The organism is Acidovorax sp. LjRoot118, from assembly GCF_964253575.1.
Lineage (GTDB): Bacteria > Pseudomonadota > Gammaproteobacteria > Burkholderiales > Burkholderiaceae_C > Acidovorax.
The window spans coordinates 6,544,076-6,567,293 of the sequence record NZ_CAXURB020000001.1 but is presented as its reverse complement, the minus strand read 5'-3'; the positions used below and the strand labels follow the sequence as shown (position 1 = coordinate 6,567,293).

Below are 23,218 nucleotides of genomic sequence, written 5' to 3'. Positions count from 1 at the left end.
ATGAAAAAAGCCGACCCGGAGGTCGGCTTTGGCCCTTGGCGAGACTGCGTCGCTTACTTCACGATGATGTCGAAGGCGGCGCGTGCCTGGGCATGGCAGAACGGTGGCTCATAGGTGCCATGGTAGGCGCCGTAGTAGGTGGCAAAGGCTGCAGAAGTCGGGTCGGTAGGCGCTGCGCCGCCGGGGCCGAAGGTGGCCTGGATGGGCCCGTCCACATCCACCGAGATCACGTTGGTCACGCCGCGGGCCGCGAAATCGGCGGCCATCACGCGCTGGTGCACGGCAGGCGGCACCGTGGGGTCGCCCGAGCCACCGCACAGCAGCACGCGCGACTTGGGCGTCCAGCCCAGGAGGTCGTTCTTCTGGGCGGCCAGGTAGAGCGGGTCGTTCACGTTCGTCTGGCTGCTGGCGAGGAAGGCCGGCTGGAACAGCGCATCGCGTGCCTGGTTGGGCGTGCCGCCCGGCAGCGTGCCCGAGGTCACCAGCGTGGTGTAGTTCATCGTCGGGTTGGGCAGCAGCGTCTCGATATAGTTGGAGTACGGTGCCTTGAAGGCCTGCTTCACATCGGAATAGATGTTGCCGTAGACCTTCTGCCAGGCCGTCACGAGGTAGGGCACGAAGAACTGCACGCCCGCGATCGCGTCTGGAATGCGCAGCGAGCCCGACAGGTTGTAGGGCCCTGCCAAGTGGGCGCCGGCCGCCACATCGAATTCGTTGCCGTAGTCGCGCTCGGCGGCACGGTGCGCGGCCATCGAGGCATGTCCGCCCTGCGAATAGCCGGTGAACAGAATGCGGCCCGACAGGTTGGCCCCCACCGAGCCGGCGACCTTGCGTGCGGCACGCACCGAATCGATCACCGAGGTGGCTTCCGAATCGGCGTGCAGGTAGGGGTGGTAGCTGTAGCCCGACTTGGCAAACCCGAGGTAGTCGGTGGCGACCACGGCATAGCCCTGCGAGGCGTACATGGCGGCCAGCAGGAAGGTCTCGCTGTCCTGCGGGTTGGCCAGGGTGCGGGGCTTCTGCACATCGGTACCCTTGGCATAGGCCAGCAGGGCAGCCTTCTCGCCGTTGCAGCTGCCTGCGGGCACCAGCATCACGCCCGAGGCATTGGTGAGTTCGCCGGCCTTGGCGCCTGCCGTGTAGTAGTTGAGCGCCACGACCTTCACGTCGCACCGTGCCTTGCCGGCAAGGGCCCTGAGGCCGCTGGACGTGGTGCCCGCATCGATCTGGTCGGCCGTCAACGTGGTCAGGGTGACGGGGAGCTCCACTAGGTCGCCGCGTCCGGCGTCGTCGGAGCCTCCGCAAGCGGCGAGCAGTGCCGCTACGGCGGCGATACAGGTCAGGCGAAAGTACTTCATGGTCGCAATCCTCTCTCTATGTGGGCTATGTCGGCGGATGGTAACGCAGCATCGTGCGCGCACCTGCGCCCTAGCGACCATTAGGGAATACGAGTGCCCCAGGACGCCTGGGCGACAGCTGCCTGCCGCGCGCGCCTGCGCCCTACTGGTCGCGCGCGGCCCAGTCGGTCAGCGCATCGAGCACCGGGCGGGCGGCCGCGGCGTTGGCGTGGTTGACCATGGCCACCAGCACGTAGCGCCGGCCACTGGCGCCATCCACGTAGCCGGCAATGGCCATCACGTCGCGCAGGCTGCCGGTCTTGAGGTGGGCCGCGCCACGGGCCTGGCTGCGGCGCAGGGTGCCGTCCACCCCGGCGATGGGCAGGGAGGACACCAGCTCGGGCATCACCGGCGAGGCCCAGGCCGATTGCAGCATGCGCCCCAGGCCCTGCGCGGTGATGCGCGCATCGCGGGAGAGGCCGGCGCCGTTGTCGGCCACGGGCTGATCGGTATCGCCAAAGCGCAGTTGCCACCAGCGGCGCAAGGCGTCGCGTGCACCATCGAACGTGGCAGGCGCGCCCTTGTTCCCCAGCGCCAGCGTGAGGAACACCTGCTGCGCCATGACGTTGTTGCTGTACTTGTTGACGTCGCGCACCACCTCGGCCAGCGCGGGCGAGGTGGCCATGAAGGCGGGTTTGAGCCCGGCCGGCACCTTGCCGTCGCGCACGCTGCCCGTGAGCTTGCCGCCCAACTCGCGCCACATGCCCTCCACCGCGCGCGCCGCAAAGCCGCGCGGATCGGCCGGCGCGATGGGCCACAGGCGCTCGCCGCAGTTGGCCGGGAACACGCCCTGGAAGGCAATGCGCGCCGGGTCGGAAAGCTCAGCGCGCAGGGCGCCGCGCCAGTCGCCGCAGTCCGCCCCGGGGGCGGCCAGCGCCACGGAAGCCTGGCGCTGCACGCCGGCCATCGGCGGGTCGTACTGGATGCGAGCCAGGCCTGCGGCCACGTCCGGCACGAAGGTCATCACCTGCGACTTGTAGTTCACCAGCAGTGCATCGGGCGAGGCGTTGTAGGGCCGCAGGGGCTCGTTGTCAAAGCTGCCGGGGTCCTGCTCGGGCACGTCGAAGGCGGTGCGGTCGAGCACGATGTCGCCCACGATGACCTGGATGCCCTGGCCCTGCAGGCGGCGCAGCAGCAGCCACAGCCGTTCCATCACCAGCTTGGGATCGCCCTGGCCCTGGATGTAGACGTTGCCGCGCAGGCTGCCGTCCTGCACCGTGCCCTGCACGTAGACGGGGGTGTTCCAGGCATAGGCCGGGCCGAGCTGGTCGAGCGCCGCATAGGTGGTGACCAGCTTCATCACCGAGGCCGGGTTCATGGGCACCTGGGCGCGGTGCGCCAGCCGAGGCGCCTGCCGCGCACCGCCCTGGGCGTCGACCACCAGCACCGAGAGCGCCTCGCGCGGCAGGCGCGCACGGGAGAGCGCGGCCTCCACCTCGGGCGGCAGGGGCGAGGGGGTGGGCGCCTGGGCATGGGCGCCGGGAAGCGCCAGGCACCACAGCACGGCCAGCGGGGCGGCAAGGCGCCGCGAAGGCGCGAAGGATGGCTGGGGCAGACAGGTCAACAGGCGTACGGACAACATGGGCAGGGAGTCTATCGCCCACCACCGGCACGGCCTGCCCGGCCCGCCGATAATCCCCCGATGCGCTTCTCTCCCCGGGCCATGGGCCTGCTGGCGGCCCTGGTCACCGTCACCCTCTGGACCAGCTTCATCGTGATCGCCCGCGCCTCGGCGCAGCGCACCCTCACCCCCCTGGACATCACGCTGCTGCGCATTGTGGGAGCCAGCCTGGTGCTGGTGCCCTGGGGCTGGTGGCTGGTGCGCCGGCGCCGTGCGCTGCTGGGTGCCAGCGCCCCCGCCTCCAGCCTGGCCGGCATCTCGCCGTTGCCGCTGACCACCACGGCTTTGCTGGGCATCTTCGGCGGGGTGCTGTACGCGGTGCTGGCCTACGCCGGCTTTTTTCACGCCCCGGCCACCCACGCCGCCGTGCTCATGCCCGGCAGCCTGCCCCTGTGGACAGCCTTGCTGGCGGTGGTCGTGCTGCACGACCGCATCACGCCCCTGCGCGCGATGGGCCTGGCGCTCATCGTGACCGGCGACCTGCTGGTGGGCGGGCGCAGCCTGCTGGCCGGCTTTGCGGGCGGTGATGTGTGGAAGGGGGACGTGCTCTTCATGCTGGCCGCCGCCAGCTGGGCCGCCTACAGCGTGCAGGCACGGCGCCTCGCCGTGGATGCGGTGCAGGCCACCATCGCCATCACGGCCTTTGCGCTGCTGGTGTACGCGCCGGTCTATGGGGTGCTGGTGGCGCTGGGCACGGTCTCCAGCCACCTGGGGCAGGCACCGTGGCGCGAGATCCTGTTCCAGTTGGTCTTCCAGGGCGGTGGCTCGGTGGTCATCTCGGGCATTGCCTTCACGCGCATGATCCAGCACTACGGCCCCGTGCGCAGCACCATGATCACGGCGCTGGTGCCCGGGCTGTCGGCCATCGGTGCGGTACTTCTGCTGGGCGAACCCCTGCACTGGAACCTGGTCGCGGGCCTGGCGCTCGTGACCACGGGTATCCTGCTGGGCGTGCTGCGCAAGAGCCCCGCGCCCGCCGCCCTGCCGCCCTCTTCGCCAAAATCCGCAGCCTGATGTCCCCGCCCGCCACTGCCATGAACCTGCTTGCCTTCGATACCAGCACCGATATCCTGTCCATTTCCGTGCAGCACGGGGACGTGGTGCGCGAGCACACGGGCCCTGGCGGCTCCCAGGCCTCGGCCACGCTGATTCCGGCCATCAACCGCCTGCTGGCAGAGGCCGGCTTGTCGTTCGCCACGCTGGACGCTATCGTGTTCGGCCGCGGCCCTGGTTCGTTCACAGGGTTGCGCACGGCCTGCGCCGTGGCCCAGGGCCTGGCCTTCGGGGCGCGCGGCGGCGCTGGTGTGCCCGTGCTGCCGGTGGACACCTTGCTGGCCGTGGCCGAAGAGGCGCGCCACCAGCATGGCTGCAGCCAGGTGGTGGCCGTGCTCGATGCACGCATGGACGAGGTCTACAGCGCCCGCTGCGAATGGCTGCCCACCGAGAACCGCTGGCTGGCCGATGCGGACTTCGGCCTGGGAGCGCCCGAGACCGTGCAAGTGCCTGCCGGCTGGAGCGTGGCCGGCAATGCGCACGCCCCCTATGGCGAGCGCCTGGCGCCTCTGGCCACGCATGTGCGGGCCCTGCCCACGGCCACCGCGCTGCTGCGCCTGGCGCCGGCCCTGCTGGCCGCAGGGGGGGCTGTGCCCGCCAGCGATGCGCTGCCGCGCTATATCCGCGATAAAGTGGCGAAAACCACGGCCGAGCGGGACGCGTTGCGCGCTGCCCAGGCGGCGGCTCCGATCAACCCCTGAACCAACGACTTCCGCCATGAGCGCCGTACCCACCCCGTCTGCGGATGCCCCCGAGGCGCGCCTGCAAGCCCTCACGCTGTCACAGCTCGATGCCGTGCTGGAGGTGGAGCAGCGCGCCTACACCCACCCCTGGACGCGGGGCAACTTCATCGATGCCATGGCCTCGCGCTACGAGTGCCAGTTGCTGATGGGCGGCGACCAGTTGCTGTGCTACTTCGTGGCCATGATGGGGGTGGACGAGGTGCACCTGCTGAACCTCACCGTCGCCCCTGAATTCCAGCGCCAGGGCTGGGCCCGCGTGCTGCTGGACGCACTCGCCCTGTGGTCGCGCGGCAAGGGCGCCCAGTGGCTGTGGCTGGAGGTGCGCGTGAGCAACCTGCGCGCCCAGCAGATCTATGAAACCCATGGCTTTCGCCGCGTGGGCGAGCGCAAGCGCTACTACCCGGCCTACCATGGCCAGCGCGAGGACGCGGTGGTCATGAGCCTGCCATTGTGAGAACCACCCCATGAGCCTTTCCCTCGATGCGCGCCAGCGCGCCATGCTGCAGGAGATGGGGGTGACCGTGTGGGCCCCCGGCGAGGCCACTGCGGCCCCGCCCGCCGCGGCCCTCGTGGCTGCGCCGGCCGCCCGTGCCGTGCCCGTGCACGATGGCGCAGTGGCCACGGCAGCAAGCCCCGCCCCGCAGGCACCTGCCGAACCCCAGCCAACGCAGGCGAACATCTCCGCACCGGCAGCGCCACGTGCACCCGCAGCCAGCACACCGGTGCCCCCGGCCGCTGCGGCAGCGGCCACCGGCCTCTCGCTCCACGCGCCCCAGGCGCTGTACCCCACGGCAGACCCGGCGCGCACGCCGGCAGGCCTGGGCAGCGGCTGGCTCATCGTGGCCGAAATCCCCCACCCCGCAGAGCCGCTGTCGGGTGATGCCGGCAAGCTGCTGGACAACATGCTGCGTGCCATGCAACTGCACCGCCACCCCCGGGTGTTCCTCGCGGCACTGCAGCGCGCGGCACCCGGTGGCCAGGATGGCAGTGGCAGCGATGCCGACGTGGCGGGGCAACTGGCCGAGGCCGTCGCCACGCTGCGCCCGGCCATGGTGCTGGTGCTCGGCCATGTGGCCGCCCGGGCCGCACTGGCCAGCACCGAGCCCCTGGGCCGCATGCGCGCAGGGCCGCACACCCTGGCGGGCTGCCCGGCCGTGGTCACCTACGACCCGGCTTTCCTGCTGCGCTCGCAGGACAACAAGGCCGCCGCCTGGGCCGACCTCTGCCGGGCACTGGCCACCGTGCGGGCGGCTGCCACCCCCTGAAGCCGAGGTGGCGGGCCCACCCGCAGGCCCTGTCACAGACACACCGGTTGCCCGGTGCGATAATCCGGCGCTTGCATTTTTTAACGGAGAAAGCTCCTTGGAAACCTACCCGAGTTGGTAGCTTTCAGCTCCCCGGCCTGCCGTGGGGTTGAAAGCAACCCCTGAACCCCCACCGCAGACGCCAATTACCAAGGGAGTGAGCCCATGCTCAACATCTTTACGCTTGCCAATGGCCGGCTGTTCCAGGAAGAGATCGAATCTCTGGAAGAGCTCGCCAGGTTCCAGCCGATCTGGGTGGACCTGGAAGCCCCCACGCTCGAAGAGAAGCGCTGGATCAAGCAGCACTATGGCCTGTCCATCCCCGAGGATGCGATGGACGAGGACATCGAGGAGTCCGCCCGCTTCTACGAGGAAGACAACGGCGAGCTGCACATCCGCAGCGACTTCCTGATCGACGACGACGAGAACCCACGCTCGGTGCGCGTGGCCTTCATCCTGAACCAGCACAACGCCAACCTCAAGAGCCGGGGCGTGCTGTTCTCCATCCACGACGAGGACGTGCCCGTCTTTCGCCTGCTGCGCATGCGCGCGCGCCGCGCGCCGGGCCTCATCGAGGACGCCAAGGAGGTGCTGCTCAAGCTGTTCGACGCGGATGCCGAATACTCGGCCGACACGCTGGAGAACATCTACGACGAGCTCGAAGCGGTGAGCAAGCAGGTGCTGGCCGGCGATGTGACCGATACCCGTGCCGGCGAGGTGCTGGCCGCCATCGCACGCCAGGAAGACTTGAACGGCCGCATCCGCCGCAACGTGATGGACACCCGCCGGGCGGTGAGCTTCATGATGCGCAGCAAGATGCTCAACTCCGAGCAGTTCGAGGAGGCGCGCCAGATCCTGCGCGACATCGAGTCGCTGGACAACCACACGGCTTTCCTGTTCGACAAGATCAACTTCTTGATGGACGCCACGGTCGGCTTCATCAATATCAACCAGAACAAGATCATCAAGATCTTCTCGGTGGCCAGCGTGGCGCTGCTGCCGCCCACGCTGATCGCCAGCGTCTACGGCATGAACTTCCAATTCATGCCCGAACTTACGTGGACCTACGGCTATGCCTATGGCATTGCACTGATGGTGGCGAGCGCGGTGGTGCCCATGTGGTATTTCCGCAGGCGGGGCTGGTTGAAGTAGCCCCCCTGTGGCGCTGCGCGCCTTCCCCCCCGAGGGGGGACGCCTCCGGTGGCCCGGCAAAGCCGGATCCACGGTGGCGCTGGTGTGGGGTGTGCCAGTATCGGCGGCTTGCGGTTCGCACCTCAGGCGCTACGCGCCTTCGTGCCAGTTAAGCCGAAATCCTCTCACAACGTTTGCATGAGCCCCCGCACCATGTGCTCCGCGTAGCGGCTGGCGACGGTCTGGACGAAGTGGGCGAAGTCGACGTGGGCGGTGTCGTCGGCGCGGTCGGAGATGGTGCGGATGGCGGCGAAGGGGATCGCGTAGTCCAGGCAGACCTGGGCCACGGCGGCGCCTTCCATTTCGACGGCGAGTGCGTTGTGGCCAGCCGGGCCCAGGCCTTCGCGCAATTGCCGGGCTTCCTGGGCGCTGGAGACGAAGCGGTCGCCGCTGGCGACCAGGCCCTGGTGCACGCGGTGCGCCCCATCGTCCAGACCCGGCAGGCGGCCGGCGCCGGACAGGCAGTTGCGGGCCGCGTCCCGCAGCAGGGTGGACAGGTGCGCATCGCAGTCCAGCCGCGTGCGCGCATAGCCAGGCAGCTCCCAACGCGGGAACAGCGGCGAGGCGTCCATGTCGTGCTGCACAAAGGTCTCTGCCACCACCACATCGCCCACGTTCACACCATCCCCCAGGCCGCCGGCCACGCCGGTGAAGACGATGCGCGCCACGCCGAAATGCTCGATGAGGGCAGTGGCCGTGGTCGCAGCGGCCACCTTGCCGATGCCCGAGAGCGCCAGCACCACGGGCCGGTCGCACATCTCGCCCCGCCAGAAGGAGCGGCCGGCATGGGTGAGGCGCTGCGCGCGCTCGAGCCGGGCGACGAGGCTGGCCTGCTCTTCGGGCAAGGCACTGAGGATGGCTGTGGTCATGGAACTTCGGGCAAAAAGGAAAAAGGCCTGCGGCTGGTGCGATTATTCCAGCCACGGGCCCTTTTGGAACCACTCGCTCCAGGTACCGGATCGCGGCACCCGAAGGTGGTTGCCTGCTACTTCTTGTCGCGCAGCTCGCGGCGCAGGATCTTGCCCACGGGGGTCTTGGGCAGCTCGGTGCGGAACTCGATCACGCGCGGCTGCTTGTAGCCCGTGAGGTTGGCCTTGCAGTACTCCTTGACCTGGGCCTCGGTGAGCGACGGGTCCTTCTTCACGATGACCAGCTTGACGGCCTCGCCGGTCTTCTCGTCGGGCACGCCGACGACGGCGCATTCGAGCACGCCGGGGCAGTTGGCGACCACTTCCTCGACCTCGTTGGGGTAGACGTTGAAGCCGCTGACCAGCACCATGTCCTTCTTGCGGTCCACGATCTTGAAGTAGCCGCGCTCATCCATGATGCCGATGTCGCCGGACTTGAAGTAGCCGTCGTCCGTCATGACCTTGGCGGTCTCGTCGGGGCGCTGCCAGTAACCGGCCATGACCTGCGGGCCCTTGATGGCGATCTCGCCGGGCTGGCCCAGTGTGGTGACCTCGTTGCCTTCGTCGTCCAGCAGCTTCATCGACGTGCCGGGAATCGGCACGCCAATGGTGCCGGTGTATTCCTTGGCCGTCACGGGGTTGCAGCTGGCCGAGGGGCTGGTTTCCGACAGGCCGTAGCCCTCGCAGATGGGGCAGCCGGTCTTTTCAAGCCACAGCTTGGCCACGGCGCCCTGTACCGCCATGCCACCGCCCACCGAGACCTTGAGGTTCTTCCAGTTGACGGTATTGAAGTCGGGGTGGTTGGCCAGGCCATTGAACAGCGTGTTCACGGCCGGGAAGCTGTGGAAGGTGTGCTTGGACAGTTCCTTGAGCACGGCGGGCAGGTCGCGCGGATTGGGGATCAGGATGGTCTTGCCGCCCGTGCGCATGGACAGCATCATGTTCACGGTGAACGCGAAGATGTGGTACAGCGGCAGTGCGCAGACGCTGGTGGGCTGCTCGCCCGAGGGCACCTTGGCCATCACGGGTGCGTTCCAGGCCTCGGACTGCAGCACGTTGGCGAGCACGTTGCGGTGCAGCAGCACGGCGCCCTTGCTCACGCCGGTGGTGCCGCCGGTGTACTGCAAGAGGGCGATGTCGTCGGGGCGGATGTCGGGCTTCTTGAAGCTGCCGCGCGTACCGCGGGCCACCGCGTCGTTGAAGCGCACGGCGCCGGGCAGGTCATAGGTGGGCACCATCTTCTTGACGTTGCGCACCACGTAGTTCACCAGCGTGCCCTTGAGCAGGCCCAGCTGGTCGCCCATGGCCGCCAGCACCACGTGCTTGACGGGGGTGTTGGCGATGCACTGCTGCAGCGTGCTGGCAAAGTTCTCGATGATGACGATGGCCTTGGCGCCCGAGTCCTTGAGCTGGTGTTCCAGTTCGCGCGGGGTGTACAGCGGGTTCACGTTGACCACCACGAAGCCGGCACGCAGGATAGCCGCTACCGTCACGGGATACTGCGGCACATTGGGCATCATGATGGCGACGCGGTCGCCCTTGACCAGGCCCAGGCCCTGCAGGTAGGCCGCAAAGGCCGCGCTCAGCGAGTCGGTCTGGGCGTAGCTCACGTCCTTGCCCATGAAGCTGTAGGCCACACGGCTGGCGTACTTGCTGAACGCCTCGTCCATCAGCGCGACGAGCGAGGGGTACTGCGTGGTATCGATATCGGCGGGAACGCCTTGCGGATAGGCGGCCAGCCAGGGGCGGTCGGTCATGGTGCGTGTCTCTCCAAACTTCTCATTGCAATGGAACCCCGGCATTGTCTCTGCCGGTGCGGGTTCCGTGGGTGGTTAGTTTCCCCTAGGCAGCAGGGCTTTTGCCGTAGCACCCGAAGGGTCTTTCGCCGCGGGGAGGACTGCTCGATGGGCTTACTCGATGGCCTTGCCGATGTCCTCGACGACCTTCTTGGCATCGCCGAAGACCATCATGGTCTTGTCCATGTAGAACAGCTCGTTGTCCAGGCCGGCATAGCCTGCGGCCATGGAGCGCTTGTTCACGATCACGGTCTTGGCCTTGTAGGCCTCCAGGATGGGCATGCCGTAGATCGGGCTGCCCTTGGTGTGGGCGGCGGGGTTCACCACGTCGTTGGCACCGAGGATGATGGCCACGTCGGCCTGGCCGAACTCGCCATTGATGTCCTCCATCTCGAACACCTGGTCGTAGGGCACCTCGGCCTCGGCCAGCAGCACGTTCATGTGGCCGGGCATGCGTCCGGCCACGGGGTGGATGGCGTACTTCACCGTCACACCCCTCTCGGTGAGCTTGGCGGCCAGTTCCTTGACCGCATGCTGGGCACGCGCCACGGCCAGGCCATAGCCGGGCACGATGACCACGGTCTCGGCATTGCCCAGTACGAAAGCCGCGTCGTCGGCGCTGCCGCTCTTGACCGGGCGCTGCTCCTTGGCTCCGCCCGCTGCAGTGGCGGTGTCGCCGCCAAAGCCGCCCAGGATCACGTTGAAGAACGAGCGGTTCATGGCCTTGCACATGATGTAGCTCAAGATCGCGCCTGAGCTGCCCACCAGCGAGCCGGCAATGATCAGCATCGAGTTGTTGAGCGAAAAGCCAATGCCCGCTGCCGCCCAGCCCGAGTAGCTGTTGAGCATGGAGACCACCACCGGCATGTCGGCACCGCCAATGGGGATGATGATCAGCACGCCCAGGATGAAGCCGAGCGCGATCACCAGCACGATGTCGAGCCAGCTTTGCGAGTGCCAGAAGCCGAAGCAGAAGAACAGCACGGCCAGGCCCAGCATCAGGTTGAGCTTGTGCTGCCCCGGGAACTGCACCGGCGCGCCCTGGAACAGGCGGAACTTGTACTTGCCCGAGAGCTTGCCGAAGGCGATCACCGAACCGCTGAAGGTGACCGCGCCGATGAAGGCCCCCAGGGCCAGCTCGATGCGGTTGCCGCCGGGGATGGGCGCATCCTTGGGCACGATGGAGAAAGCCCAGGGCTCGGCCACCACGGCCACCGCGATGCACACCGCTGCCAGGCCGATCATGCTGTGCATGAAGGCAACGAGCTCGGGCATCTTGGTCATCTCGACCCGGTTGGCCATGATGGCGCCGGCCGCGCCGCCGACCACCAGGGCGCCGAGCACATAGACCATGCCTTGCGCCTTGCCGCCCGACAGCTCCACGATGAGCGCGGCGGTGGTGAGCACGGCAATCGCCATGCCCGTCATGCCGAAGACATTGCCGCGGATCGAGGTCGTCGGGTGCGACAGCCCCTTGAGCGCCTGGATGAAGCAGACGCTGGCCACCAGGTAGAGCAGCGTGACGAGGTTCATGCTCATGCCTGGCCTCCTTCAGCCTTGGGGGCGGCTTTCTTTTCCTTCTTCTTGAACATCTCGAGCATGCGGCGCGTCACGAGGAAGCCGCCGAACACGTTGACCGCGGCCAGCGCCACGGCCAGCACGCCCATGCTCTTGCCCAACGTGGTCTCGGTGAGTGCAGCGGCCAGCATGGCGCCCACGATGACGATGGCGGAGATGGCGTTGGTCACCGCCATCAGGGGCGTGTGCAGCGCGGGCGTCACCGTCCAGACCACGTGGTAGCCCACGTAGATGGCCAGCACGAAGATGATGAGGTTGATGAGTGTGGGAGAGACGGCATCCATGGAAATGTGTCCTTCAATTGGCGTTAGGTTCCGGCAGACCAGGGGCCTTTGGCGGCATTCTTCTTGGCGAAATAGGCATCCACAGCGTCGATCAGCTGCTGCTGGGCCGCGTTGATGGGCGGCTCGATCAGAGCTGCCGATCGCATCACGGTCTTGAGCGTTTGCACGTGGTAATCGGTGAACTTGTCGGCGCTGCGCGCCAGCACCTCGGGCAGCTCGGAGAGCGCCAGGGCGCGGTTGCGCAGCAGGTGCGCGCTGGCCACCCAGAGGTTGCCGGCATCACCATCGGTCAGCGCCAGATGATCGCGCAGCAGCACCTGCACACCGGTCTTTTGCTGCACGGTGATGGCGCCGGTGGTCTGCACGGTGGCCAGGGCCAGCACGGCGACCACGTCGACCGGGTGGTCGAGCGCGTAGAGCGGCGGCGTGGTGACCTTTTTCCGCCAGGCACGCCGGTGGAAGAAGGTCAGCGGGTTGAGCCAGCCCACGTCGATGCCGAAGCGCCGCAGGGCCTCCATGGCCATCGTGAAGGTGATGACCAGGCCCAGGATTTGCAGAATGATCCCCATGTTCCGTGCCTCCCTTGGCTTTTTTATTGGGGCAGTGCGGCGGGGAAAGGCGGCACGGCCAGGAATCCATCCATCATGCCGACGCTCACGCGTGCGGCGCGGGCCATCTGCTGGCTCCATGCCTCGGCCGGCATGCCAGCGCGCAGGTAATCGGGCGTGTTGCCTGCCGGCAGCTTCAGCAGGCGCAAGTCCACCAGGGCATTCACCTCGATGTAGGCGCCGCCCTCGGTGGCGTAGCGGTAGTTCAGGTGCGAGTAGGGCTGCGCCAGCGCAGCGCCCCGCTCATTCACCCAGCGGACCAGGCCAGGGTGGGCCTTTTCCATGAAGTGGTCGCTGGTGTGGGCCCAGCGCTTGAAGCGCAGGCAGTCCACGCGCACGGGGCTGCCCGCAGCGGCGTCCTGCACCCACAGGCCCTGCTCCTGGCTGCAGGAAGCCGTCCACAGGGTGCGGTCGCGCGGGTCGCTGCGCTGGTGGGATTGCACCAGCATCACCGCCAGCACTTCGTTGCGGGTGCCGCGCAGTGCCACGGCACGGGTCTGCAAGGGCACGTGGGCGGGCGGCGGCAGTGCCAGGAGGGTCTCGTCGAAGCTGCCCAGGTCTTCCCAGGCCGAGGAGGGCAGCACCACGCGCGTACGCCCGGCGCTGAACTCGGCCGGGCCGGCGGGCATGGGGGCACAGGCGGAAAGAACGGCCAGCGCCAGCGCGGCAGCCAGCAGGCGGGACAACAGGTGCCTCATGCGCGCTTCACCGTGCCTTCGTGGGCCATCAGGCAGGCGGCCACGATGTCGTCCTGCAGGTCCATGTGCAGGGCGCCTTCCTTGTTGATGATGAGCTTGAGGAAGTCGAACACATTGCGTGCGTACAGCGACGAGGCATCGGCCGCCACCAGGGCCGGCAGATTGGTCTCGCCCACCAGCGTCACGCCGTGCTTGACCACTGTCTTGCCAGGCTCGGTGAGCGGGCAATTGCCACCCTGGGGTGCGGCGATGTCGACGATCACCGAGCCGGCCTTCATGGATTGGACCATCTCCTCGGTCACCAGCACGGGGGCTGCGCGCCCGGGGATCAGGGCGGTGGTGATGACCACGTCGGCCTGGGCCACGCGCTTGGCCACCTCGGCCTTCTGGCGGTCGAGCCAGCTTTGCGGCATGGGGCGGGCATAGCCGCCCACGCCTTCGGCGGCGTCCTTTTCTTCCTGGGTCTCGTAGGGCACGTCGATGAACTTGCCACCCAGCGATTCGACCTGCTCCTTGACGCTGGGGCGCACGTCCGACGCCTCGATCACGGCGCCCAGGCGCTTGGCCGTGGCAATGGCCTGCAGGCCCGCCACGCCCACGCCCAGGATCACCACGCGCGCGGCCTTCACGGTGCCGGCGGCGGTCATGAGCATGGGGAAGAAGCGCTGGTAGCGGTCGGCGGCGATCATCACGGCCTTGTAGCCGGCGATGTTGGCCTGCGAGGACAGCACGTCCATGCTCTGGGCACGCGTGGTGCGCGGTGCGGCTTCGAGCGCATAGGCCGTCACGCCGGCCGTGGCCAGCCGCTGCAGGCCGGCGGCATCGAAGGGGTTGAGCATGCCCACCACGGTGGTGCCAGCACGCAGGCGCGGTGCTTCGGCCTCGGACGGGCAGCGCACCTTGAGCAGCAGGTCGGCGCCCCAGGCGCCAGCGGCATCGGTGATCTCGGCACCGGCGGCCTCGTAGGCTGCGTCGGTGACGCTGGCGGCAATGCCGGCACCGGCCTCGATGCGCAGGGTATGGCCCTGGGCCTTGAGTTTCTTGACCGTCTCGGGCGTCACCGCGACCCGGGTCTCTCCGGCCATGGACTCTGCAGGCACACCAATCAGCATGTCGTCTCCTTGCTCAGGGGTAAGGTCAGTGGAATTACTTACTTGCTGACCATGAGCTTACATGAAGAAACTTTGATGCCCGCCGCTTTCGCCTGATGTAGAGAGACTCCCCATCGCAAAGGAGACACTTCGGGCAAGAAAAAAGCCCGCGAGCGCATGGCTGGCGGGCTTTGCGGGGGCGGAACCGGGTCAGTGCACGACCTGGGCCAGTGTGCCGGCGGCGTACTGCCGGGCCACCTGCTGCAGGCTCAGGCCCTTGATCTTGGAACCCTGGCCTTCGCAGCCGAATTCGAGGTAGCGGGCCTTGCAGACCTGCTTGGCGGCTTCGCGTGCGGGCTTGAGCCATTCGCGCGCGTCGAACTTGTCGGGGTTTTCGGCCAGGAACTTGCGCACCGCACCGGTCATGGCCAGGCGGATGTCGGTGTCGATGTTGATCTTGCGCACGCCGTACTTGATGGCCTCCTGGATCTCCTCGACCGGCACGCCGTAGGTCTCCTTCATCTTGCCGCCGTACTGGTTGATGATGGCCAACAGCTCGGCAGGCACCGAGGAGGAGCCGTGCATCACCAGGTGGGTGTTGGGAATGCGCTTGTGGATTTCCTTGACGCGGCTGATGGCCAGGATGTCGCCCGTGGGCTTGCGGCTGAACTTGTAGGCGCCATGGCTGGTGCCGATGGCAATGGCCAGCGCGTCAAGCTGCGTGGCCTTCACGAACACGGCGGCTTCCTCGGGGTCGGTCAGCATCTGGCTGTGGTCGAGCTTGCCTTCGGCGCCGATGCCATCTTCCTCTCCGGCTTCACCGGTTTCCAGGTTGCCCAGGCAGCCCAGTTCGCCTTCCACGGTGACGCCGACCTTGTGCGCCATGTCGACCACCTTGCGGGTTACTTCCATGTTGTATTCAAAAGACGAGGGGGTCTTGCCGTCTTCCATCAGCGAGCCGTCCATCATCACCGAGCCGAATCCCAGGTCGATGGCGCCCGCGCAGATCTTGGGCGAGGTGCCGTGGTCCTGGTGCATCACCAGGGGAATGTGCGGGAAGGCTTCGACGGCGGCCTGGATCAGGTGCTTGATGAAGGGCTCGCCGGCGTACTTGCGCGCGCCTGCGCTGGCCTGCAGGATCACTGGTGCACCCACCTCGTCGGCGGCCGCCATCACGGCCTGGACCTGTTCCAGGTTGTTGACGTTGAAGGCGGGGATGCCGTAGCTGTTGGCAGCGGCGTGGTCGAGCAGTTCGCGCATCGAGACGAGGGGCATGGTCGTGAGGTCCGTTCAGGGTTGATGGGGCGCCATGGATACAGGCAGTTGGCGGTGGTAACCGCTTGGTAACCCTGATTTTACCCGGCCGTCGCCACCGGCGTTGCGGCGAATTCCAGCCGGTAGCAGGTGGTAAAGGGCGCAGGAGCCGGTGCAGGCCCGAAATGCGCGCCGTGTGCTTCAGCCACCCGGCGTACGATCTCGTGCCCCAGGTGCAGGCTGTCCGCCGGTCGCACAGCACGCTGAGACCCTGGGCCGCTGGCACCGTCGTCACAGACCTGGAACCATGCGGCGCCGGAATCGGTAAACCCCATCTGCACAGCGATGCGTGTGCCCTCGGGGGTGTGCTTGAGGGCGTTCTCCAGCAGGTTGCGCAGCGCCAGGTCGAGCAGCACGGAATGGCCCAGCACGGCCACCTGCTCCGGCCCGGCCAGTGCGATCTCGTCGCCCCGCTGCCAGGCGGCCTGGGCGTAGTCGGCGCACACCGCCCGGCCAATGGCGGCCAGATCCAGCGGCGCCTTGGCGTCGTGCAGTTCGGCCCGGCTGGCACGTGCCAGTGCCAGCAACTGATTGAGCACATGGCCGGCGCGCAGGGCGTCCTGCCCGATGCGCGCCACGGCCTGCGCCTGTCCGTCCGCGTCGAGTCCCTTGCCGAGGGCGCCGGCCTGCAGCGCAATCGACGACAGGGGCGTGCGCAGCTCATGCGCCACCTCGTTGGCCAAGCGGCGCTCGCGCGCCAGCATGGCCTGCTGGCGTTCCAGCAAGGTGTTGATGGAGGCCACCACCGACTCGAACTCGCTCCATGCATGGCGCGTGGTCAGGCGCCCGGCACTCGCGGGGTCGAGCACCGCGACATCCCGCGAGAGGTCGTACAACGGCCGCAGGCCCCTGCGGATCGCCAGCCCCAGCGCAATGGCCACGACCGGCAACAACCACAGCCCTGGCTCGACCATTTGCTCGGCAATGTCCTGCGCCAGTTCGTCCCGCTCGCGCAATTCCAGCAGCACCATGATCTTCCGATCCTTGGCCGCATCCCACTGTGAAAAACTGCGCCACATGGACCCCTTGGCTCCCAGGGTGAGATTGGCAAAACCCTCGCTGGCGCTGAAGGGGGGCTCGGGCGCGCTACCGCTCAAGGCCAGCAGCCGCCCCTGCGCGTCCCACTGCACGACGCTGATCGACTGCTGGTAGTCATGGGCCTTGAGCCACGGCGTGGCCGTCCGCTCGGTCATCTGAGGCCCGGCCACGGCCTCGGTGGCGCGCAGGTTGAGCAACAGCGCCGCCACGCTGGCCAGGTGGCCGTCGGTCAGCTCATCGGCTTCGTGGACACCGGTCTGGTAGCCCAGATACACGAAGCTGCCCCACACCAGCGCCAGAGCACCCAGCGACCACAGCAACAACTGCCGTGTCAACGAGGACCGCCTGGACCTTGGCCCCTGGATCAGGGCAGGGGTCACTGCACCGCGCAACGCGGTACCTGCTGGCTCTGCGCGGCCCGGCGCGCCGCTCATGGCTCCTCCTGGGGCATGAAGTAACCGACCCCCCGCATGGTCTGGATGCAATCACTGCCCAGCTTGCGGCGCAGGTGGTGGATATGGACCTCCACCGCATTGCTCTCGATCGCCGCATCCCAGCCATACAGCCGCTCTTCGATTTGCTGGCGCGACAGGACGCGCCCCTTGGCGTCCAGCAGCACCTGCAGCACCGAAAACGCCCTGGGCGATACGTCCACCGGCTTGCCCGACTGGCGGATCGTGCGGGCAGCCGGATCGAGCTCGATGTCACCATACCGGACGGTCGGCGACGCCCTGCCCGCTGCACGGCGCAACAAGGCGCGCAGGCGCGCATCCAGCTCATCCACGTCGAAGGGCTTGACCAAGTAGTCGTCCGCACCCTGGTCCAGCCCTGCGATGCGCTGGTAGATCTGGTCGCGTGCGGTGACGATGAGCACCGGCGTGGCCGGGTCCGGAAGTACAGGGGTAGAGGACGCACCAGGCGCCGGACTCAGGCGCAGGCGGCGCAGCAGATCGCTGCCATCGCCATCGGCAAGCCCCAGGTCCAGGAGCACCGCATCAAAACGCTCCGCACGCAGCGCCGCCCAGGCTCCGGCCACACCATCGCACACGTCCACTGCATAGCCGCGCTGCAGCAGGTTGGTGCGCAGGCCACTGGCAATGCCGGCATCGTCTTCGACCACGAGTATTCGCATGGGCCCATTGTCGCCGGGCCAGGCGGCCACCGCCAGGGCATTAAGACGGGGTTAAGTGCCGGCTTTTATGTTCCACGCCATGCAAGCCGCCCCCACCCCATCCCATCGCACCGCCTCCTCGCTTCAGCGCAACGCATTCATGTGGACTCTTGCCCTGCTGGTTGGCGTGGCCGCATGGGATGTGCTGGGGCAGGATCTCACGCTGGCGCATGCCTTTGGCGACTCCACAGGTTTCCCCTGGCGCGACCAGTGGTTCTTCGTGCACGTGCTCCATGAAGGCGCACGCCGCCTGGGCTGGGTGCTGGTGCTGCTGCTGGCGTTGAGTGTGTGGTGGCCCAGGGGCGTACTGCGGCGCATCGACGCAAGTGAGCGGCTGCAGATGGCCCTCAGTGCACTGCTGGCACTGGCAGTGGTCAGCATCGCCAAGAACCTCAGCGCCACGAGCTGCCCCTGGGATCTGTCCGAGTTCGGCGGTGTCGCGCGCTATGCATCGCACTGGGCCTGGGGCGTACTCGACGGGGGCGGTGGCCGTTGCTTTCCCGCCGGCCACGCTTCCGCCGGGTTTGCATTCGTCGGCGGCTACTTTGCGCTGCGCCGCAAGCAACCCACCGCCGCACGCTGGTGGCTGGCCGGTTCACTGCTGGCGGGCCTGATTCTGGGTTTGGCCCAGCAGGTCAGAGGCGCTCATTTCATGAGCCACACCCTTTGGACGGGCTGGCTGTGCTGGACCACCGGTTGGCTGTGCGACCTGGCAATGTCCCGCTTGCGCCCTCGCCTGCAGTTCTCTCACTCATTGCCCGCAGAGGAGTCCTCCCATGCTGCCTCTTGAGCTCGACTTGTTCCAGTCGCTGAATGCCAGCGTGGATACCCCTGCGGGCGTGGTGGCGGCTGCCCGCTGGATATCCCAATCACTGCCACTGGCCATGGCTGCGTGGCTTGCGGCCATCGTGGCCCTGGGGACAGGCCGGCAGCGGCGCGCCGTATTGAGTGCATTTGCAGGCATGGCGCTGGCGTGGGTGGGCGCACAAGCGCTGCGCCATGGCGTTCAGGCCCCGCGACCAGCCCAGTTGGGACTGGGCATGCAATGGATCGATCACGCCGCCCGGGCGGGTTTTCCGAGCCTGCATGCAGCAGGCGCTTTTGCACTGGCTGCGGCCCTGTCACTGGGCCGGATGCCATGGGCGGCTGGCGTGGCATGGACCGCCGCGCTGGCCATCGCCTGGAGCCGCGTCTGCCTGGGCGTGCATTTCCCGTCCGACGTGCTGGCGGGTGCACTCACCGGAATGCTGGGCGCCTGGGCCGCCCATCGCGCAGGGCTGGCACTGGACGGCTTTCGGACAGAGGCCATCGGCAGCACAGCCCTGCTGCAGCAAGGGCCGCTCTTGCCGCGAGTGCCGGCCGCGGAACGCCACGAGAGCGAACGGTGAAGCGCAGCGGCAGGCCTGGAGGCCTGCCGCCAGGACCTGCTCAACTCGCGCGGCAGATCTTCAGCATGTTGGTGCCACCCGGCGCCCCCATGGGCTCGCCGCAGGTAATGGCGTAGACGTCGCCCTTCTGCACGATATTGCGCGTCTTGAGGTGGCCTTCGGCCTGCTCCAGCGCGGTGTCGCGGTCAGCGCTGGTATCCATCAGCAGCGGGCGCACATTGCGGTACATGGCCATCTTGCGCTGCGTGGCCACCTTGGGCGTGAGGGCGTAGATGGGGATGTGGATGCGGTGGCGGCTCATCCACAGCGCCGTGGCGCCACTGTCGGTCATGGCCACAATGGCCTTGGCGCCCAGGTGATGGGCCGTGAACAGCGCGCCCATGGCAATGGACTGGTCGATGCGGCCAAAGGTCTGGCCGGTGAAGTCGGCGTCCAGCGGGTGGTCTTCGGCGGCTTCGGCGGCGGCGCAGATGGTGGCCATCTCCATCACCGTTTCCAGCGGGTACTTGCCAGCCGCAGTCTCGGCGCTGAGCATCACGGCATCGGTACCATCGAGCACGGCGTTGGCCACGTCGCTGACCTCGGCGCGCGTGGGCACGGGGTTGGTGATCATGCTCTCCATCATCTGCGTGGCGGTGATCACGACCTTGTCCAGGTCGCGCGCCATGCGGATCATCTTCTTTTGCAGCGCTGGCACGGCCGCATTGCCCACTTCCACGGCCAGGTCACCGCGCGCGACCATGATGCCGTCGCTCACGCGCAGGATGGCTTCCAGGTGCGGGATGGCCTCGGCGCGCTCGATCTTGGCGATCAGGCCCGGCTTGTGGCGGTACTCGGAGGCCGCCACGTTGCACAGTTGGCGCGCCATCTCCATGTCGGTCGCGTTCTTGGGAAAGCTCACGGCCACGTAGTCGGCCTGGAAGCTCATCGCGGTGCGGATATCCTCCATGTCCTTGGCCGTGAGGGCCGGCGCCGTGAGGCCGCCGCCCTGCTTGTTGATGCCCTTGTTGTTGGACAGCTCGCCACCGATCTTCACGGTGGTGAGCACCTCTTCGCCGCGCACGGCATCGACGGTGAGCACGATCAGGCCGTCGTTGAGCAGCAGCACGTCACCGGCCTTCACGTCGCGCGGCAGCTCCTTGTAGTCGAGCCCCACGCCATCGTTGTCACCGGGCTCGGTGCGCGAGGCATCGAGCACGAACGGGGCGCCCGACACCAGCTGCACCTTGCCCTCGGCAAACTTGCCGACGCGGATCTTGGGGCCCTGCAGGTCGGCCATGATGGCCACCTCGCGCCCCGCACGCTGGGCAGCGGCGCGCACGGTGGTGGCCCGGTCGATGTGGTCCTGCGCCTTGCCATGGCTGAAGTTCAGGCGCACCACATTGACGCCCGCACGGATCATCGCCTCCAGCAGTTGCGGATCGCTCGATGCGGGGCCCAGGGTGGCAACGATCTTGGTGGCGCGGCGGGTTTGCATGGGCTTGTCTCTTTCGTCGGTTATGTAATCGAATTTCAATTTTCACACGAAAGCGGTTACATGCCCATTACCAGCCGGCTGGCCGGGCCAATCGACTGGGCGCTGCGCAGGGATGCTGGGCTGCCGAACACGCCCGACTGTTTCCAAAACTGCAACAGTCAGTTCGCGACTGGGTGGTTTTTCTTTGATCACCTGCGGCGTACAGTTCAACCCATCGATGAGCCGAACCCGCAAGGCGATTCACCGAACCCGGTTCAGAGTTGTTTTTGCTCCGGTTTTTTTGAGTCACTTTTTTCTTCCAAGGATTACATCATGAACACGACCGCACGCTTCCTCTCCATCGCCGCTGTTGCCGCTTTCGCTTCTTTCGGTGCTTACGCCGATGAAGCCGATGCTTCGCAATTCGCCACCAAGTTCGAAACCAACCGCACCCGCGCCGAAGTGGCCGCTGAAGCCGCTACCGTGGCACAGACCCGCAGCATCGAGCCCGCTGGTTCGCGTGTCGTGAACTACAAGTCCACCGCCGACCGCGCTGCCGTGCGTGCCCAGGCTGCCGATGCCGTGCGCACCGGCCAGATCTCTTCCGGCGAAATCGGCGCTCTGTAAGCCGCCCCGGATTGAACTGACCCCCTACCCCCAATCAAATCAAGAATCGAGATCACCATGAACAAGACCGCACGTTTCCTCTCCCTGGCCGCTGTTGCCGCTTTCGTTTCCTTCGGTGCACAGGCTGACGAAGCCGATGCTTCGCAGTTCGCCACCAAGTTCGAAACCCAACGCACCCGTGCCGAAGTGGCTGCTGAAGCCGCTACCGTGGCACAGACCCGCAGCACCGAACCCGCTGGTTCGCGTGTGGTGACCTACAAGTCGACGGCTGACCGTGCTGCTGTGCGTGCCGCCGCCGCTGATGCCGTGCGCACCGGCCAGATTTCTTCGGGCGAAATCGGCTCGATGTAAATTCACGGTCAGGCACAAGCCTTCTCGCAAAGGCATGTGCATCCAATACAAACGGGCTCCCTGGGGAGCCCGTTTGTATTGTTTTGTACTAGTACAAATAGCATCAAGCGCGCATCAGCGCCTCGATCTCGTCCGCATCCACCGGCACGCCGCGCGTGATCAGCTCACAACCGGTGGCAGTGACGATGGCATCGTCCTCGATGCGGATGCCGATGCCGTGGAACTGCGCGGGCACGCCCTCGGCCGCGCGCACGTACAGGCCCGGCTCGATGGTCAGCACCATGCCGGGCTGCAGCACGCGGCTCGGGCGATTGAGGATGGTTTCGCCCGAGAGCGGGTCCTTGCGCTCGGTGGTTTTTTCGGCCTCGCCGGGCTCCACATAGCTGCCGCAATCGTGCACGTCCATGCCCAGCCAATGGCTGGTGCGGTGCATGTAGAACGGGAAGTAGGCGCGTTTGTCGATCACGTCCTGCACCGTGCCCACCTTGTTGGCGTCGAGCAGGCCCAGGTCCAGCAAGCCCTGCGCCAGCACGGTGATCGTGGCGTCGTGCGGGTCGTTGAAGCGGGCGCCGGCACGGGTGGCGTCCACGGCCGCGACCTGGCTGGCCAACACCAGGTCGTACAGCGCGCGCTGCGGCCCGGTGAAGCGGCCATTGGCCGGAAAGGTGCGCGTGATGTCGCTGGCATAACCGTCGAGCTCGCAGCCGGCATCGATCAGCACCAGCTCGCCGTCGCGCACGGGAGCGGCATCGGCGCGGTAGTGCAGCACGCAGGCGTTGGCACCGGCCGCCACGATGGAGCCGTAGGCCGGATACTGCGAACCGCCATCGCGGAAGGCATGCAGCAGCTCGGCGTCGAGGTGGTATTCGCGCACGTCCTCGCCGGCACGCAGCATGCGGGCCGAGCGCTGCATGGCGCGGATGTGGCCCTGGGCGCTGATCTCGCTGGCGCGGCGCATGATGTCCTGCTCGTGCGCGTCCTTGATGAGGCGCATCTCGTCGAGCGGCCCGCACAGGTCCTGCTGCACGGCTGGGCACTGCGCGCCGTAGCGCACCCGCGCCCGCACGGCATTGAGCCAGCCTTCCACGCGCGCGGCCAGGCCGTTGTGGATGGCGTGCGGGTACCACACGCTCTGGCGGTTCTCGAGCAGGCGGGGCAGTTGTGCATCGAGCACAGCGCTGGAATGGGCTGCGTCCATCCCGAGCACACCAGGCGCCGCCTCCGGGCCCAGGCGGTAGCCGTCCCAGATCTCGCGCTCCAGGTCTTTGGGGCGGCAGAACAGCGTGCTCTGCCCCTCGGCCGTGATCACCAGGCAAGCCCCCGCTTCGGCAAACCCGGTCAGGTAGTAGAAGTAGCTGTCGTGGCGGTACAGGAAGTCGGTGTCACGGTTGCGCGGGTACTCAGGGGCCGTGGGGACGATGGCGATGCCCCCCGCACCCAGCTGGGCAGCAAGGCGCGCGCGGCGCTGGGCATAGAGGGAATGCGAGGACGGTGAGTTCATCCGCTATTTTTATCGCGAATCCGCTGCCCCTCCTGTCCTCACGCCATCCACCTTGCAAACAATTCCAAAAACCCAACAGCGCATCTCGCTGTTGACAAAC

The 23,218-nt window shown here is 67.3% G+C and carries 23 protein-coding genes; 9 read left to right on the top strand and 14 right to left on the bottom strand.

The window, feature by feature from the left end; all coding sequences use genetic code 11:
- Positions 1-53 precede the first annotated feature (53 nt).
- Positions 54-1,358, bottom strand: coding sequence for a lipase family protein (locus ACSQ9E_RS30840; RefSeq protein ID WP_057200762.1), 1,305 nt, complete (start codon positions 1,356-1,358; stop codon positions 54-56).
- Between the two features lie 142 nt (positions 1,359-1,500).
- Positions 1,501-2,979, bottom strand: a complete 1,479-nt coding sequence (gene dacB, locus ACSQ9E_RS30835; protein ID WP_436220018.1) for a D-alanyl-D-alanine carboxypeptidase/D-alanyl-D-alanine endopeptidase — start codon at positions 2,977-2,979, stop codon at positions 1,501-1,503.
- Positions 2,980-3,039: 60 nt separating this feature from the next.
- Between dacB and ACSQ9E_RS30830 the strand changes: the two genes are divergently transcribed.
- The 5 genes from ACSQ9E_RS30830 (at position 3,040) to corA (ending at position 7,270) form a co-directional block, all read left to right on the top strand.
- Complete coding sequence (locus tag ACSQ9E_RS30830) at positions 3,040-4,032, top strand: DMT family transporter (RefSeq protein ID WP_057200760.1); 993 nt, start codon at positions 3,040-3,042, stop codon at positions 4,030-4,032.
- 20 nt (positions 4,033-4,052) lie between these two features.
- Complete coding sequence (tsaB, locus tag ACSQ9E_RS30825; protein ID WP_057200844.1) at positions 4,053-4,772, top strand: tRNA (adenosine(37)-N6)-threonylcarbamoyltransferase complex dimerization subunit type 1 TsaB; 720 nt, start codon at positions 4,053-4,055, stop codon at positions 4,770-4,772.
- A gap of 16 nt (positions 4,773-4,788) precedes the next feature.
- The gene (rimI, locus tag ACSQ9E_RS30820; protein WP_436220017.1) at positions 4,789-5,268 is read left to right on the top strand and encodes a ribosomal protein S18-alanine N-acetyltransferase; all 480 of its coding nucleotides are present in this window, start codon (positions 4,789-4,791) and stop codon (positions 5,266-5,268) included.
- Between the two features lie 10 nt (positions 5,269-5,278).
- On the top strand, positions 5,279-6,079 hold the full coding sequence (locus ACSQ9E_RS30815; RefSeq protein WP_436220016.1) for a uracil-DNA glycosylase family protein: 801 nt from the start codon (positions 5,279-5,281) through the stop codon (positions 6,077-6,079).
- Positions 6,080-6,283: 204 nt separating this feature from the next.
- Positions 6,284-7,270 (top strand): magnesium/cobalt transporter CorA, encoded by a 987-nt coding sequence (gene corA, locus ACSQ9E_RS30810; protein WP_057200757.1) that lies wholly within the window; start codon positions 6,284-6,286, stop codon positions 7,268-7,270.
- Between the two features lie 164 nt (positions 7,271-7,434).
- Here the strand turns inward: corA and ACSQ9E_RS30805 are convergent, their stop codons facing one another.
- The 10 genes from ACSQ9E_RS30805 to ACSQ9E_RS30760 all read right to left on the bottom strand — a co-directional run bounded on the left by ACSQ9E_RS30805 (position 7,435) and on the right by ACSQ9E_RS30760 (position 17,756).
- On the bottom strand, positions 7,435-8,178 hold the full coding sequence (locus ACSQ9E_RS30805) for a 5'-methylthioadenosine/adenosylhomocysteine nucleosidase (RefSeq protein WP_436220015.1): 744 nt from the start codon (positions 8,176-8,178) through the stop codon (positions 7,435-7,437).
- Positions 8,179-8,294: 116 nt separating this feature from the next.
- A complete protein-coding gene (locus tag ACSQ9E_RS30800; protein ID WP_436180062.1) occupies positions 8,295-9,974 on the bottom strand; it encodes a long-chain-fatty-acid--CoA ligase in 1,680 nt (559 codons plus the stop codon).
- Between the two features lie 153 nt (positions 9,975-10,127).
- Positions 10,128-11,552, bottom strand: a complete 1,425-nt coding sequence (locus tag ACSQ9E_RS30795; protein ID WP_436220014.1) for an NAD(P)(+) transhydrogenase (Re/Si-specific) subunit beta — start codon at positions 11,550-11,552, stop codon at positions 10,128-10,130.
- A complete protein-coding gene (locus ACSQ9E_RS30790) occupies positions 11,549-11,875 on the bottom strand; it encodes an NAD(P) transhydrogenase subunit alpha (protein WP_057200753.1) in 327 nt (108 codons plus the stop codon). Before ACSQ9E_RS30790 ends, ACSQ9E_RS30795 begins: the two co-directional genes overlap by 4 nt.
- Before the next feature lie 23 nt (positions 11,876-11,898).
- A complete protein-coding gene (locus ACSQ9E_RS30785; RefSeq protein WP_436220013.1) occupies positions 11,899-12,444 on the bottom strand; it encodes a phenylacetic acid degradation protein in 546 nt (181 codons plus the stop codon).
- 23 nt (positions 12,445-12,467) lie between these two features.
- A complete protein-coding gene (locus ACSQ9E_RS30780; protein ID WP_436220012.1) occupies positions 12,468-13,181 on the bottom strand; it encodes a hypothetical protein in 714 nt (237 codons plus the stop codon).
- A complete protein-coding gene (locus tag ACSQ9E_RS30775; protein ID WP_436220011.1) occupies positions 13,178-14,293 on the bottom strand; it encodes a Re/Si-specific NAD(P)(+) transhydrogenase subunit alpha in 1,116 nt (371 codons plus the stop codon). Before ACSQ9E_RS30775 ends, ACSQ9E_RS30780 begins: the two co-directional genes overlap by 4 nt.
- Positions 14,294-14,482: 189 nt before the next feature.
- Positions 14,483-15,547, bottom strand: coding sequence for a class II fructose-bisphosphate aldolase (fba, locus tag ACSQ9E_RS30770; RefSeq protein ID WP_057200749.1), 1,065 nt, complete (start codon positions 15,545-15,547; stop codon positions 14,483-14,485).
- Between the two features lie 80 nt (positions 15,548-15,627).
- Positions 15,628-16,989, bottom strand: coding sequence for a histidine kinase dimerization/phospho-acceptor domain-containing protein (locus tag ACSQ9E_RS30765; protein ID WP_057200843.1), 1,362 nt, complete (start codon positions 16,987-16,989; stop codon positions 15,628-15,630).
- Between the two features lie 65 nt (positions 16,990-17,054).
- Complete coding sequence (locus ACSQ9E_RS30760; protein WP_057200842.1) at positions 17,055-17,756, bottom strand: response regulator transcription factor; 702 nt, start codon at positions 17,754-17,756, stop codon at positions 17,055-17,057.
- 139 nt (positions 17,757-17,895) lie between these two features.
- Here ACSQ9E_RS30760 and ACSQ9E_RS30755 point away from each other — a divergent pair, with 139 nt between their 5' ends.
- Positions 17,896-18,585 (top strand): phosphatase PAP2 family protein, encoded by a 690-nt coding sequence (locus tag ACSQ9E_RS30755; protein WP_436220010.1) that lies wholly within the window; start codon positions 17,896-17,898, stop codon positions 18,583-18,585.
- A complete protein-coding gene (locus ACSQ9E_RS30750; protein ID WP_436220009.1) occupies positions 18,572-19,183 on the top strand; it encodes a phosphatase PAP2 family protein in 612 nt (203 codons plus the stop codon). The genes ACSQ9E_RS30755 and ACSQ9E_RS30750 overlap by 14 nt, the downstream gene beginning before the upstream one ends.
- A gap of 40 nt (positions 19,184-19,223) precedes the next feature.
- Here the strand turns inward: ACSQ9E_RS30750 and pyk are convergent, their stop codons facing one another.
- Positions 19,224-20,660: a pyruvate kinase gene (pyk, locus tag ACSQ9E_RS30745; RefSeq protein ID WP_057200747.1), complete on the bottom strand. Its 1,437-nt coding sequence runs from the start codon at positions 20,658-20,660 to the stop codon at positions 19,224-19,226.
- A 312-nt stretch (positions 20,661-20,972) separates the two neighbouring features.
- On the opposite strand from pyk, the gene ACSQ9E_RS30740 reads away from it, so the two are divergent.
- Complete coding sequence (locus ACSQ9E_RS30740) at positions 20,973-21,266, top strand: DUF4148 domain-containing protein (RefSeq protein WP_436220281.1); 294 nt, start codon at positions 20,973-20,975, stop codon at positions 21,264-21,266.
- 57 nt (positions 21,267-21,323) lie between these two features.
- On the top strand, positions 21,324-21,617 hold the full coding sequence (locus ACSQ9E_RS30735; protein ID WP_428003190.1) for a DUF4148 domain-containing protein: 294 nt from the start codon (positions 21,324-21,326) through the stop codon (positions 21,615-21,617).
- A gap of 103 nt (positions 21,618-21,720) precedes the next feature.
- Here the strand turns inward: ACSQ9E_RS30735 and ACSQ9E_RS30730 are convergent, their stop codons facing one another.
- Positions 21,721-23,118: an aminopeptidase P N-terminal domain-containing protein gene (locus ACSQ9E_RS30730; protein ID WP_436220008.1), complete on the bottom strand. Its 1,398-nt coding sequence runs from the start codon at positions 23,116-23,118 to the stop codon at positions 21,721-21,723.
- Between the last annotated feature and the right edge of the window lie 100 nt (positions 23,119-23,218).

Excerpts from the sequence above, each read along its gene's own strand:
- ACSQ9E_RS30840 (WP_057200762.1), bottom strand. The coding sequence starts at position 1,358 with ATGAAGTACTTTCGCCTGACCTGTATCGCCGCCGTAGCGGCACTGCTC.
- dacB (WP_436220018.1), bottom strand. The coding sequence starts at position 2,979 with ATGTTGTCCGTACGCCTGTTGACCTGTCTGCCCCAGCCATCCTTCGCG.
- ACSQ9E_RS30830 (WP_057200760.1), top strand. The coding sequence starts at position 3,040 with ATGCGCTTCTCTCCCCGGGCCATGGGCCTGCTGGCGGCCCTGGTCACC.
- tsaB (WP_057200844.1), top strand. The coding sequence starts at position 4,053 with ATGAACCTGCTTGCCTTCGATACCAGCACCGATATCCTGTCCATTTCC.
- rimI (WP_436220017.1), top strand. The coding sequence starts at position 4,789 with ATGAGCGCCGTACCCACCCCGTCTGCGGATGCCCCCGAGGCGCGCCTG.
- ACSQ9E_RS30815 (WP_436220016.1), top strand. The coding sequence starts at position 5,279 with ATGAGCCTTTCCCTCGATGCGCGCCAGCGCGCCATGCTGCAGGAGATG.
- corA (WP_057200757.1), top strand. The coding sequence starts at position 6,284 with ATGCTCAACATCTTTACGCTTGCCAATGGCCGGCTGTTCCAGGAAGAG.
- ACSQ9E_RS30805 (WP_436220015.1), bottom strand. The coding sequence starts at position 8,178 with ATGACCACAGCCATCCTCAGTGCCTTGCCCGAAGAGCAGGCCAGCCTC.
- ACSQ9E_RS30800 (WP_436180062.1), bottom strand. The coding sequence starts at position 9,974 with ATGACCGACCGCCCCTGGCTGGCCGCCTATCCGCAAGGCGTTCCCGCC.
- ACSQ9E_RS30795 (WP_436220014.1), bottom strand. The coding sequence starts at position 11,552 with ATGAGCATGAACCTCGTCACGCTGCTCTACCTGGTGGCCAGCGTCTGC.
- ACSQ9E_RS30790 (WP_057200753.1), bottom strand. The coding sequence starts at position 11,875 with ATGGATGCCGTCTCTCCCACACTCATCAACCTCATCATCTTCGTGCTG.
- ACSQ9E_RS30785 (WP_436220013.1), bottom strand. The coding sequence starts at position 12,444 with ATGGGGATCATTCTGCAAATCCTGGGCCTGGTCATCACCTTCACGATG.
- ACSQ9E_RS30780 (WP_436220012.1), bottom strand. The coding sequence starts at position 13,181 with ATGAGGCACCTGTTGTCCCGCCTGCTGGCTGCCGCGCTGGCGCTGGCC.
- ACSQ9E_RS30775 (WP_436220011.1), bottom strand. The coding sequence starts at position 14,293 with ATGCTGATTGGTGTGCCTGCAGAGTCCATGGCCGGAGAGACCCGGGTC.
- fba (WP_057200749.1), bottom strand. The coding sequence starts at position 15,547 with ATGCCCCTCGTCTCGATGCGCGAACTGCTCGACCACGCCGCTGCCAAC.
- ACSQ9E_RS30760 (WP_057200842.1), bottom strand. The coding sequence starts at position 17,756 with ATGCGAATACTCGTGGTCGAAGACGATGCCGGCATTGCCAGTGGCCTG.
- ACSQ9E_RS30755 (WP_436220010.1), top strand. The coding sequence starts at position 17,896 with ATGTGGACTCTTGCCCTGCTGGTTGGCGTGGCCGCATGGGATGTGCTG.
- ACSQ9E_RS30750 (WP_436220009.1), top strand. The coding sequence starts at position 18,572 with ATGCTGCCTCTTGAGCTCGACTTGTTCCAGTCGCTGAATGCCAGCGTG.
- pyk (WP_057200747.1), bottom strand. The coding sequence starts at position 20,660 with ATGCAAACCCGCCGCGCCACCAAGATCGTTGCCACCCTGGGCCCCGCA.
- ACSQ9E_RS30740 (WP_436220281.1), top strand. The coding sequence starts at position 20,973 with ATGAACACGACCGCACGCTTCCTCTCCATCGCCGCTGTTGCCGCTTTC.
- ACSQ9E_RS30735 (WP_428003190.1), top strand. The coding sequence starts at position 21,324 with ATGAACAAGACCGCACGTTTCCTCTCCCTGGCCGCTGTTGCCGCTTTC.
- ACSQ9E_RS30730 (WP_436220008.1), bottom strand. The coding sequence starts at position 23,118 with ATGAACTCACCGTCCTCGCATTCCCTCTATGCCCAGCGCCGCGCGCGC.